10 protein-coding genes are annotated in these 10783 nt (G+C 64.6%); 2 read left to right on the top strand and 8 right to left on the bottom strand.

Features of this window, described 5'->3' with window-relative positions; all coding sequences use genetic code 11:
* Nucleotides 1–70: 70 nt before the first annotated feature.
* Complete coding sequence (locus IL54_RS13605; protein WP_037476402.1) at nt 71–442, bottom strand: hypothetical protein; 372 nt, start codon at nt 440–442, stop codon at nt 71–73.
* Nucleotides 439–624, bottom strand: a complete 186-nt coding sequence (locus IL54_RS13600; protein ID WP_037476400.1) for a hypothetical protein — start codon at nt 622–624, stop codon at nt 439–441. The genes IL54_RS13605 and IL54_RS13600 overlap by 4 nt, the downstream gene beginning before the upstream one ends.
* Before the next feature lie 116 nt (nt 625–740).
* On the opposite strand from IL54_RS13600, the gene IL54_RS13595 reads away from it, so the two are divergent.
* The gene (locus IL54_RS13595; protein WP_037476398.1) at nt 741–1415 is read left to right on the top strand and encodes a S24 family peptidase; all 675 of its coding nucleotides are present in this window, start codon (nt 741–743) and stop codon (nt 1413–1415) included.
* Between the two features lie 41 nt (nt 1416–1456).
* The gene (locus IL54_RS13590) at nt 1457–2374 is read left to right on the top strand and encodes an XdhC family protein (protein WP_037476396.1); all 918 of its coding nucleotides are present in this window, start codon (nt 1457–1459) and stop codon (nt 2372–2374) included.
* Between the two features lie 173 nt (nt 2375–2547).
* On the opposite strand, the gene IL54_RS13585 is transcribed toward IL54_RS13590, so the two are convergent.
* The 6 genes from IL54_RS13585 to IL54_RS13560 form a co-directional block, all read right to left on the bottom strand.
* Nucleotides 2548–3210 (bottom strand): hypothetical protein, encoded by a 663-nt coding sequence (locus tag IL54_RS13585; protein WP_037476393.1) that lies wholly within the window; start codon nt 3208–3210, stop codon nt 2548–2550.
* Between the two features lie 30 nt (nt 3211–3240).
* Complete coding sequence (locus IL54_RS13580; protein ID WP_037476391.1) at nt 3241–3426, bottom strand: YbdD/YjiX family protein; 186 nt, start codon at nt 3424–3426, stop codon at nt 3241–3243.
* Nucleotides 3423–5471 (bottom strand): carbon starvation CstA family protein, encoded by a 2049-nt coding sequence (locus tag IL54_RS13575; RefSeq protein WP_037476389.1) that lies wholly within the window; start codon nt 5469–5471, stop codon nt 3423–3425. Before IL54_RS13575 ends, IL54_RS13580 begins: the two co-directional genes overlap by 4 nt.
* Before the next feature lie 78 nt (nt 5472–5549).
* Nucleotides 5550–5957 carry a DoxX family protein gene (locus tag IL54_RS13570; protein WP_193378855.1) on the bottom strand — a complete coding sequence of 136 codons (408 nt, stop codon included), beginning with the start codon at nt 5955–5957 and terminating at the stop codon, nt 5550–5552.
* A gap of 2 nt (nt 5958–5959) precedes the next feature.
* Nucleotides 5960–8497, bottom strand: coding sequence for a penicillin-binding protein 1A (locus IL54_RS13565; RefSeq protein ID WP_037476387.1), 2538 nt, complete (start codon nt 8495–8497; stop codon nt 5960–5962).
* Nucleotides 8498–8840: 343 nt separating this feature from the next.
* Entirely contained in the window at nt 8841–10121 is a 1281-nt protein-coding gene (locus tag IL54_RS13560) for an N-acetylmuramoyl-L-alanine amidase (protein WP_037476379.1), read from the bottom strand.
* Nucleotides 10122–10783: the final 662 nt, after the last annotated feature.

Below are 10783 nucleotides of genomic sequence, written 5' to 3'. Positions count from 1 at the left end.
ACACCGACGCCGCATTGCGCGCCGCGCTGGGCACGTTGCGCAGCATGACCGGCCGGGCGCGCTAACTCTCCTACCATTCCTCGATCGTCAGCGCCGACAGCTCCACCCATAGGCCGTCGGCGCTGTCGCCCTCTGCATCGACGCAGATGTCAGCGACGAAATGGCGCGGCAACACCCATTGCGCTTCGCTGATCCCATCGAGCAGGCGCGCCTTGCTCGCCTGCGCCTCCGCCCCGCTGATCGCCAGCCGCACGACATGGCGTCGCCCCTCGAACAAAGCGCTGGCCCAAGGGCGGCTCACTGCCCGTTCGACGCGGGCATTGTCGCCCGCCCGCGCGAGCAATTGGGCCAGCAGGCGGGGCAGGGGGTCGGCCGTGCCTTTTCCTATTGCTTGATTTCGGATCAGGTTGCCCGCGCGCACATGCGGATCGATGCTTGTCATTGGCCGCTGCTCCTGCGATATGTGTTCATGAAATGTTCTACACGTCTCTTTATCCGTTCGCCCGGCTCGCGTCCGCCGCGCAGGTCGAAGACCAGCCGTGGATCGCGCACGCTGGCCCGCCCGAAGGTGGCGGGCGGCATCTCGTGGCGGCGAAGGAATGTCTCGATCATGCGCAACAGCATCGGCCTCAATCTCCCCTGTCATGGCGACTCGCCCCGCGCGAGCCGTTAGGTATATTCCTATCTCAAAGCCAATTTCCTACTTGTCTAGGAAAAATCTTATCAGTAATGGACGGATCATGGATGAATCGCAGGACGCTCGTATCGCGCTGGAACGGCTGATCGCCGATCGGGGGGAGAATTATGCCGATCTGTCCCGGCTGATCGGCCGCAACCCCGCCTATATCCAGCAGTTCATCAAGCGCGGGACGCCGCGCAAATTGGATGAGGATGATCGCCGCGTGCTGGCCCGCTATTTCGGCGTACCCGAACAGATGCTGGGCGGGACAGCGGCGGCGCCCCTGTCGGCAACGTCCGGCCGGATGCGCAGCGTGCCGGCCGTGGTCGCCGTACCCCGGCTGGCGCTGGGCGCGTCGGCGGGCGGCGGCACGCTGGACGAGGATGAACGCGCGGCGGGCGTGATGGCGTTCGACGCGCACTGGCTGCGGCACTTGGGCGTCCGGCCGCAGCGCGTGTCGATCATCCGCGTCGATGGCGAATCGATGGCGCCGACGCTTAGCGACGGCGACGACATCATGGTCGATCATGATGATGATGCGCTGCGGCTGCGCGACGGCGTCTATGTGTTGCGGCTCGACGGCGTGCTGATGGTCAAGCGAATCGCCATGGGGCCACTGCGGGGCCGGTTCAGCGTGGTCAGCGACAATGTCCATTATCCCGACTGGGCCGATATCGACCCGGCGCTGGTGGACATCGTCGGCCGCGTCGTGTGGACTGGCAGGCGTCTGGTGTAGGTGGTGAGACCACCCTATCTGTGCGCCAAAGGAGTATCGGTGTGAACGACAATGGCGCGGTGATCCGCAAGGGCTTGGAATGGCGCGGCGCGCGGCTGGCGCTAGCGACGGTGGTATCGACCTGGGGATCAGCCCCGCGCCCGCGCGGCAGCCATATGATCGTCCATGAAGACGGCCGGTTCGAAGGCAGTATTTCCGGCGGCTGCGTCGAAACCGACGTGCTGCAACGCGCCACTGAAGTGATCGCAGGCCGCGCGGCGCATGTCGAAACCTATGGCGTGGCCGATGGCGATGCGTGGGAGGTCGGTCTGCCCTGCGGCGGCGAGATCGCGGTGCTGGTCCAGCCGGTGGGGGAGGATGGCTTTCTCCCCGACCTGTTCGACCGGATCGACACGGCGAACGCGCGCGGGCGCGCCGTCACGCTGGCGACCGACCTGACGACCGGCGCGACGCAGGAAGGGAGCGGGGAGGGACTGTTCCTCAACCGCTATGATCCGCCCCGCCGCTTGCTGATCGTCGGCGCGGTGCAGATCGCCCAGTCGCTCGTGCCGCTGACGCAGGCGATCGGCGTGACCCCGGTCCTGATCGACCCGCGCGGCCGCTTCCTCACCGCCGAACGCTTCCCCGGCGTCGAACTGGACGACCGCTGGCCCGACGACGCCATCGCCGCGCACTTCCCCGGCGAATCGACCGCCGTGGTCACGCTCAGCCACGACATCAAGATCGACGACCCCGCGCTCGCCGCCGCGTTGCGCGCGCCGACCGGCTACATCGCGGCGCTAGGCTCCCGCAAAAGCCACGCGGCAAGGCTGGAGCGGCTCGCGGCCATGGGCTTTGGCGCGGACGATCTGGCGCGGATCGATGGCCCGGCCGGGCTGGATATCGGCGCGATCGGCGCCGCCGAAATTGCGCTGTCGATCACGGCAGGCATGGTGGCGGGATTCAACCGGATGCGGTGAGGGGAGGGTGGAGACAGGGCAGGCAGATTGAAGAACGAAACCGCCCCCAAATGCCGTCACCCCGGACTTGATCCGGGGTCGATGAGCCTCACCCCCTCAATGACGCCATACCGTCGAGCCAATAGATGCCGGGTCAATCCCGGCATGACGGCAAGTGGTAGGACACTGCTGTATTAAAGTGGCCCTTCCCGGCGTCGAAAATCGAGCAGCATTAAAAACTCGGTTGGCCATGAATCGCGAAGCTGTGATTCGATTAGCGATAGTTCCGCGTCTGTCGTGAGAGTTCTGCCTGAGCGCTTCATTTGGCTGTGCGTCATATTATTAGTTGCGCACCGGCAGTCCATTCCAAGAGGAGGCTGCCAACGCATCCAAAAGGAATGATCCCAAGGCAGAATGACTTTACTTAAAGGGAGATGTGTCGGATCGGTACGCGCATCACCTACCACGATGCCGTACTTAAATGGGAGCACTGCGCGGGCTTGCTGGTCCCGCTGAGCGCGCGCTGCCGCCCGCGCGAGCTTAAGCGAGACCCTGAAGAAGCGCTCGGCCAGCAAGCGTTCAACACCGGCTCCAAAGCCGATATTGATGTGAGTGACCAAATCAAAGAAGTTAGATTCTGAGCCTCCTCGAAGCATTGTTGTAAGCATCGCAGCGTGCAGTTCCCCAGCGAGAGCTTCTGCGAAGGGCGCCTCCCAATTCAAAGCCGCCATTACTTGCGGCGTCCAGGCAGCGATCAGTAGTCCATCGCGATCCGCGATCCAGTCAATCAGGTCGTTTGCTGCTACCGACACGGCATTCATAGTCTTAAATTGGCCTGGCGACATCGCGTTTTGCATGGGGACAGATGAGCGCTTCCAGACACTCCCCTAACAGCACCGCCCACCATTCTTCCCGCCATAGCGCGCTTCCTGCCGGTCACGAAAAAACGCCGTGCGGTCCATCACCGGCTGCCCCGGATGATGCGCCTCGCAGTGCCGCAGATACGCGTCATAGTCGGGCATTCCGACCATCAGCCGTGCGGTCCGGCGCAGCGTGTCGAGCAGCCCGCTCATGCCGTCGGCACCAGTTGCGCCGGGATTTCCTGCGCGGTCGGCTCTGTGCTGCGACGCGCGGCGAGGCAGGTGCGGATCGTGAAGACCAGCAGCGACAAGACCACGGCCAGGAACAGCGCGACCAGCGCCGCGTCGATCCGGTCGTTGAAGATGATGCGCTCCATCTCCGCCATCGACTTGGCGGGGCTAAGCACTTCGCCCTTGTCTGCCGCCGCGCCGAACTTGGCCGCATGGGCGAGGAAGCCGAGCTTGGGATCGGGCGAGAAGAGTTTGAGCCACCCCGCCGACAAAGTGCAGACCAGTAGCCAGGCGGTCGGGATCATCGTCACCCAGGCGAAGCGGTCGCGCTTCATGCGGAACAGCACCGCTGTCGCCAGCATCAGCGCGATCGCGGCGAGCATCTGGTTCGAGATACCGAAGACCGGCCACAGCGTATTCACCCCGCCCAGCGGATCGGTGACGCCTTGATACAGGAAGAAGCCCCAGGCCGCGACCGTTAGCGCGGTCGCGACGACGCCCGGCACATGGCTCTTGCTCTCCTTGAAGGACGGCACGGCCAGCGCGATCAGATCCTGCAGCATGAAGCGCCCGGCGCGGGTGCCCGCATCCACCGCGGTCAGGATGAACAGCGCCTCGAACAGGATGGCGAAATGATACCAGAAGGCCTTCATCGCCGGGCCGCCGACGACATGGCTGAAGATTTCCGCCATCGCCACCGCCAGCGTCGGCGCGCCGCCGGTGCGTGAAATGATACTATGCTCGCCGACATCCTTGGCCGTTTGCGTGATGAGGTCGGCCGAGATAGGAAAGCCCATCGCCGTGACGGCGGCCGACGCGCTCGCCGCATCCGTGCCGATGATTGCGCCGGGGCTGTTCATCGTGAAATAGATGCCGGGGTCCAGAATCGACGCGCCGACCAGCGCCATGATCGCCACGAACGCCTCCATCAGCATCGCGCCATAGCCGATCACCGGGGCGTGGGCTTCGCTGGCGATCAGCTTGGGCGTGGTGCCGCTGGAAATCAGCGCATGGAAACCCGACACCGCGCCACAGGCGATGGTGATGAACAGGAAGGGGAAGAGGCCGCCTGCCCAGACCGGCCCACCGCCATCGACGAACTGGGTCAGCGCAGGCATTTTGAGCGGCGGGGCCATGATGACGATGCCGATGGCCAGCGCCGCGATCGCCCCGATCTTGAGGAAGGTCGAGAGATAGTCGCGCGGCGCAAGCAACAGCCATACCGGCAGCACCGACGCCACGGCGCCATAGCCGATCAAAATCCAGCACAATTGCACCGGCGTAAAGGTGAAGATCGGTCCCCAGACCGGCGAGGCGGCAATCGCCTGCCCATAAACGATCGCAGCGAGCAGCCCGACGAGGCCCAGCAGCGACACTTCGCCGATCCGCCCCGGCCGAATCCAGCGGGTATAGACGCCCATGAACATCGCCAGCGGCACGGTCGCCGCCACGGTGAACATGCCCCACGGACTTTCGGCCAGCGCCTTAACGACGATCAGCGCCAGCACCGCGAGGATGATGACCATGATCATGAAGGCGCCGATCAGGGCGATCGTCCCGGCCCATTGGCCCATTTCCATGCGAATGAGTTCGCCCAGCGACTTGCCGTCGCGGCGCATGGAGATGAACAACACCATGAAATCCTGCACCGCGCCCGCCAGCACGACGCCCACGATGATCCAGAGTGTGCCGGGCAGATAGCCCATTTGCGCCGCCAGCACTGGCCCGACCAGCGGCCCCGCCCCCGCGATCGCCGCGAAATGATGACCAAACAAGACGGTTCGATCGGTTGCTACATAGTCCAGCCCGTCGGCACGGCGCACGGCAGGCGTGGGCCGCGACGGATCGAGCCGCATCACATGGCGCGCGATGAACAGCGCATAATAGCGATAGGCGACCAGGAAGCTGCTGACCGCAGCGATGACGATCCACAGCGCATTGACGGCCTCGCCGCGCGATACGGCCACCACACTGAGCGCCACCGCGCCGACAATGGCCAACGCTATCCAGGGAAGATGCCGGGTCATCGCTCTCTCTTGTGATCGTCGGTCAGGAGAGGGTACAGTAAGCCGCTCACCTCAAAAGACAATCACACGATGGTCGGATCAGCGCCGCCGCCCGAACGGCCAGTCGATCACGCCGCCCGCCCATAGCGCCCACCAGATGATGACGGGTTGCAGTGCCAGGCGCGGTCCATGATACCACCAGCTCAGATGCACCCCGCCCAGCGAAATGTCGCCCAGCGCATGGTGGATATTGGCGGGCCATACGCACAGCGCATAGAGCGCCAGGCCGATACCGGCCGCCCGGCGCAGCGGCGGCAGCATCAAGCCCACCGCGCCTGCAATCTCTGCTATCCCTGTCAACCAGACGACGGTGGCGGGGAAGGGCACCCAGTCGGGCGTGATCGCGATGAACCCGCCCGGCGACCGCAAATGCGCGACGCCCGCCACCAGATAGGCCAGCGCCAAAATGACGCGCGCAATCTGTCGGGCGCGGCTGTCCCGCCGCACCCTTAGTAGATCCCGCCCTGATCCTGCAAAAAGTCGCTGTCGGTACGCTGGCGGCGCTGGCCGGACGCGGCCTTGGCGGCGGCGACCTTGGCCTGCGCCTCGGCCTCCTCCTTGCGGATGGTACGGCGCGGTTCCGATTCGGGCTTGAACGCTTCCCAGATGACCGCGGCCTTGGGCTCGCTGGTCGGCCAGGCACCATAGACGCGCTTGCCCGATCGCCGGTCGATCGGCACCATGCGGATGCCAGCCGGGGCGACGAAGGGCGTCTTGGGCATCGTTTCCAGGATGGGGGCCATCGCCGCTTTCCAGATCGGCGCGGCGATGCGGCCGCCCTGCGCCCAACCGCCCAGGCTGCGCGGCTGATCATAGCCGATATAGACCCCCGCGACGAGGTCGGGCGATCCGCCCACGAACCACACATTGGTCGGGCCGTTGGTGGTGCCGGTCTTGCCGAACAGCGGGCGCTTCAAGTCCGCCAACACCGTGGCGGTGCCGCGCTGGACTACGCCTTCGGTGATATGGACGACCTGATAGGCGGTCATCGGGTTCATCACCTGTTTGCCCTCCATGCCGAAGCGGGGCATCGGCTTGCCGTCCCAGTTCGCCATGTTACACCCATCGCACGGTCGCCAGCGTTCGGGCCAGATCACCTTGCCGCGCCGGTCCTGCACATAATCCATCACCTTGGACGGGAATTGCCGCCCCTGATTGGCCAGCGTCGCATAGGCGTTGACCATCTTCTCCACCGTCGTTTCCCCCGCGCCCAGCGCGAAGGAGAGGTAGGGCTGATAATCGCCGATGCCCAATCCCTTGATGGTCCGCACGACCTTTTCCATGCCGGTCTGGCTGGCGGCGCGCACGGTCATCAGGTTGCGCGATTGCTCCACCCCCCAGCGCATCGTCTGCGGCCCGGCGCTGCCGCCGGAAAAGTTGCGGAAGCATTTCTGCCCCAGGCCAGCGCCCTGATAGACGCATAAGGGGCCATCGACGATGATCGAGGCAGGCGTCATCCCGCTGTCGAGTGCGGCGGCATAGACGAAGGGTTTGATGGTCGATCCGGGCTGGCGCATCGCCTGCGTCGCGCGGTTATAGGAGGAAAGGCGCGCATCGAACCCGCCCTGCATCGCGCGGATGCGGCCCGAATGCACCTCTTCCACCACCATGCCGCCCGACACTTCGGGAATGTTGCGCAGCGCCCAATTGGCACCATTGCGCGCCACGACGATCAAGTCGCCGGGCTGCATCGCGGAAAAGGCCGGGCCACCGCTCTTGCGATAGGCCATTTGCGCCGCGCTTGCGGGCAGAGTTCCGGTGCTGCCGTCGGCAAAGCCGATCTGCGCTTCCGAAGAGGTGCGGCTGATGATGACGGCGACGCGCCATTCGGCATAATCGACGTCGATATAGCTCGCCGCCAGTTCGCGTTCCCAGCCATTGTCGATCTTGATCTTGGCGACCGGACCCGACCAACCACGCCCGGCGTCGAAACGCAGCAGGCCGTTGCGCAGGGCGTTGGCGGTGCTGTCCTGCACCACCGGATCATAGGGGCTGCGCACCCACAGGCCACCGGCATAGACGCTGTTGGGGCCGTCTTCCGCCTTTTCGCCGAACAAGCCGATCAGACGACGACGCACTTCCTCCATATAATAGCCGCCCGCGCGCGCGTCGAAGCTGGAACTGTGCATGGCGACCGTGCCGAGCGGCAGCGCCGCCGCCGCATTGCGCTGTGCAGGCGTGATCCAGCCGCTCTTCACCATCTCGCCCAGCGCCCAGTTACGCCGGTCGAGCGCGCGCGCCATGCCGCTTTCGCTTTCGGGGCGATAATTGGCCGGACCCTTGGGCAGGATCGACAGATAGGCCATTTCATGCAGAGCGAGGTCAGCAACGTCCTTGTTGAAATAGGCGCGCGAGGCCGCCTGCACGCCATAGGCATTCCGGCCGAGGAATATCTGGTTGAGATAGAGTTCGAGGATCTGCTGCTTGCTCAGCACATTTTCCATGCGGTAGGCGAGGATCATCTCCTTCACCTTGCGCGTGGGCGAATATTCATCGCCGATCAGCAGATTCTTGGCGACCTGCTGGGTGATCGTCGAACCGCCGCGTGCGCGCTGGCCGGAGCCGAGCTTGCTCGCATAATCGACCACCGCGCCTGCAAAGCCGGGAATATCGACGCCATGATGTTCGAAGAAAGTCTTGTCCTCCGCCGCCAGATAGGCGCGGATCAGCAGCGGCGGATAATCGCTATATTGCAACTGGACGCGCCGTTCGCGGGCATAGCTGTGGACTGGCTGGCCATTAATGTCGCGCACGATGGTCGGCAGCGGCGGCTCATATTCCAGCAGCGTCGCCGCATCGGGCAGACCGCGCGCGAAGATCAGCCAGAACAAGAGCAAAGCGGTGAGGAAGCCGCCCAGCGCAATCGTGCCCCAGCGCACCAGCCGCCGTTGCCACAAGCGACGCAGCAGGCCGCCTGCGCCACTGGCGTCGCGACGCAAGCGATAGGCAAAGGATGACGGGGCGGTATCGGGGCTGGCCTCTTCCATGGGTACGAGGCTCTAGGGTCAAATTGCGGGCAATGCCAGTATGGATCGCGAGAACGATGTTCCTCCCCGCTCGCGGGGAGGTGGCGCGCGCAGCGCGTCGGAGGTGGTTTGCCCCACGGCACGCCCCTCCACCATTTGCTGCGCAAACGGTCACCCTCCTCGGTACCGGGATCACCGCGAAATTCATCACCCACAGAGTTTTACGTCATCCCCGCGAAGGCGGGGACCCATCTCCGGAGCTAAAATCAAGATGATAAGGTGGGAGATGGGTTCCCGCCTTCGCGGGAATGACGATGATTCGTATGCGATCCGCATTTCGCAACGATCCCCGTGTCGGGGAAGATCAACCGCCCGCCGTGCCGCTCCGCATCGCCAGCTTCCGCGCGAAATGGACCTCGATCGCGCGGGCCACGCCGCGCGCGATCTTGGACTGCCCTTCGCGCGATGACAGAAACGCAGCGTCGTCGGCATTGCTGATATAGCCGGTCTCGAACAGGATCGACGGCGTATCGGGCGCTTTGAGCACCATCAGCGACGCGAAGCGGTGATAGCTACTGCGGAACGGCACATAGGGCGCGGCTTCGCGCTGCAGCAGCCGGGCAAAGCTCGCTGAGATGTTGAGCGATTCGCGCTGGGTCAGGTCGATCAGGATCGAGGAGACATCGCCCGACTGGCCGCCCAGATTGACGCCATTGATGATGTCGGCCTTGTTTTCGCGTGCCGCCAGCCGTGCCGCCTCGCGGTCGGACGCGGTTTCCGACAGGGTATAGACAGTCGCCCCCTGCGCTTCGGTATTTTCCGCCGCGTCGGCGTGAATGGAGATGAACAGGTCGGCGCCCAGTTTGCGCGCGATGCCATAGCGTTCCTGCAGAATCAGATATTTGTCATCGTCGCGGGTCAGCGCGACGCGCACCCGGCCCGATTTGACGAGCTGGTCACGGATCGCCTGCGCGATCGCCAGCGTCACATCCTTTTCGCGCTTGCCCATGTCGGTGTTGATCGCACCCGGATCATGGCCACCATGGCCAGCATCGATCACCACCAGCGGCCGCGCACCATCGCGCGACCCTTCGACTGAGGGCAGCGAGACGCCGCGTGCCGCCGCCGGGATCGGCACAGTGATCGAATGGAGGCGCCTTTGCGGGCGGGCCGCCATCTCGGCCGGCGCGTCGAAGCGCATGCGGCCCTTGCCCACTTCGCTGCGAAAGCGGCTGTCGGTCACGCCCTGCAGCGCGAAGCTCAGCGATTTGCCATCGGCGGCGATCTGTGCCTGGTCGAGCGTGGCGGGGCTGGCGAGGTCCAGCACCACCCGCGCCGTGTCCTCGCTTAGCTGCCCCTGTCGCACGGCTGACACCGCGCTGCTGGCGGGGGCGAAATGGCCGCGTCCGACCTGCGCACCATCGATATCCAGCGCGATCCGGCGCGGCGCGTCCAGCAGGAAGGCCGACGCGCCATTCACCCGATCATCGAAGCGGACGACGACCCGGTCATTCTGCACGAAGACACCGGAAATACCACCGGCGCTGCCGGGAACCGACAGGGCGATCGTGCTTGCCAGGGCAAGGCTCAGAAACATGTACCGCTTGTGCAACGCAGCCCAGTCAGCCGTCCAGCCAAATTTCATGCTGTTTACATCCGTCCAGCGTCCCCACGCTAAAGGCCGGGTTAAGCATCGCCGCCTTGGATTCGGTAAAATGAGAGAGTTAACGGCATTTTCAGCATGAAGCGGCAGAAGGGGCGCGGCGGACGGTGTCCGCGACATAATATTTCCTGCAGCCGTTGCTCCCTACCGCTTTGGCTGCTACCCATTCACATTCCTGCAATGTCCGTCTTTTCCATACGGCGCGGCGCAGGCCCAAGAAGACGGCAGGTTGGCGCGATCCGCGCCGCCGCGCCGATGTTATGAACAGGTTGACGCTGCATGAGGCATGAATTTCCATCCACGCTGACCCCGGCAACGGGCGTCGCGGCGTGGTTGGTTCGGCCCGGCGCCATGTCCGGCCCTGCCGACGCAGCAGACGCGCAGTTTTTCCATCTAACCCGGACGATGCCGACATCCGCGCCCTTACCGGCGCGCAGGCGGCCGTCCCTTCACTATCGCATGGTGGCCCGGCCCAGCGCCGTCGACCGCCATCGCCGGAGAATCATAAATGACAATGCGTATGCTGATCGACGCGCGCCACCGGGAAGAAACCCGTGTCGCGGTCGTCAAAGGTAACCGGATCGAAGAGTTCGACTTCGAATCCTCCGAGCACAAGCAGCTCAAGGGCAATATCTATCTAGCCA

The organism is Sphingobium sp. ba1, assembly GCF_000743655.1.
Classification (GTDB): domain Bacteria; phylum Pseudomonadota; class Alphaproteobacteria; order Sphingomonadales; family Sphingomonadaceae; genus Sphingobium.
Note: the sequence above shows the minus strand (reverse complement) of the source record. Positions and strands in the feature narration are given on the sequence as shown.

Excerpts from the sequence above, each read along its gene's own strand:
- IL54_RS13605 (WP_037476402.1), bottom strand. The coding sequence starts at position 442 with ATGACAAGCATCGATCCGCATGTGCGCGCGGGCAACCTGATCCGAAAT.
- IL54_RS13600 (WP_037476400.1), bottom strand. The coding sequence starts at position 624 with ATGCTGTTGCGCATGATCGAGACATTCCTTCGCCGCCACGAGATGCCG.
- IL54_RS13595 (WP_037476398.1), top strand. The coding sequence starts at position 741 with ATGGATGAATCGCAGGACGCTCGTATCGCGCTGGAACGGCTGATCGCC.
- IL54_RS13585 (WP_037476393.1), bottom strand. The coding sequence starts at position 3,210 with ATGCAAAACGCGATGTCGCCAGGCCAATTTAAGACTATGAATGCCGTG.
- IL54_RS13580 (WP_037476391.1), bottom strand. The coding sequence starts at position 3,426 with ATGAGCGGGCTGCTCGACACGCTGCGCCGGACCGCACGGCTGATGGTC.
- IL54_RS13575 (WP_037476389.1), bottom strand. The coding sequence starts at position 5,471 with ATGACCCGGCATCTTCCCTGGATAGCGTTGGCCATTGTCGGCGCGGTG.
- IL54_RS13565 (WP_037476387.1), bottom strand. The coding sequence starts at position 8,497 with ATGGAAGAGGCCAGCCCCGATACCGCCCCGTCATCCTTTGCCTATCGC.
- IL54_RS13560 (WP_037476379.1), bottom strand. The coding sequence starts at position 10,121 with ATGAAATTTGGCTGGACGGCTGACTGGGCTGCGTTGCACAAGCGGTAC.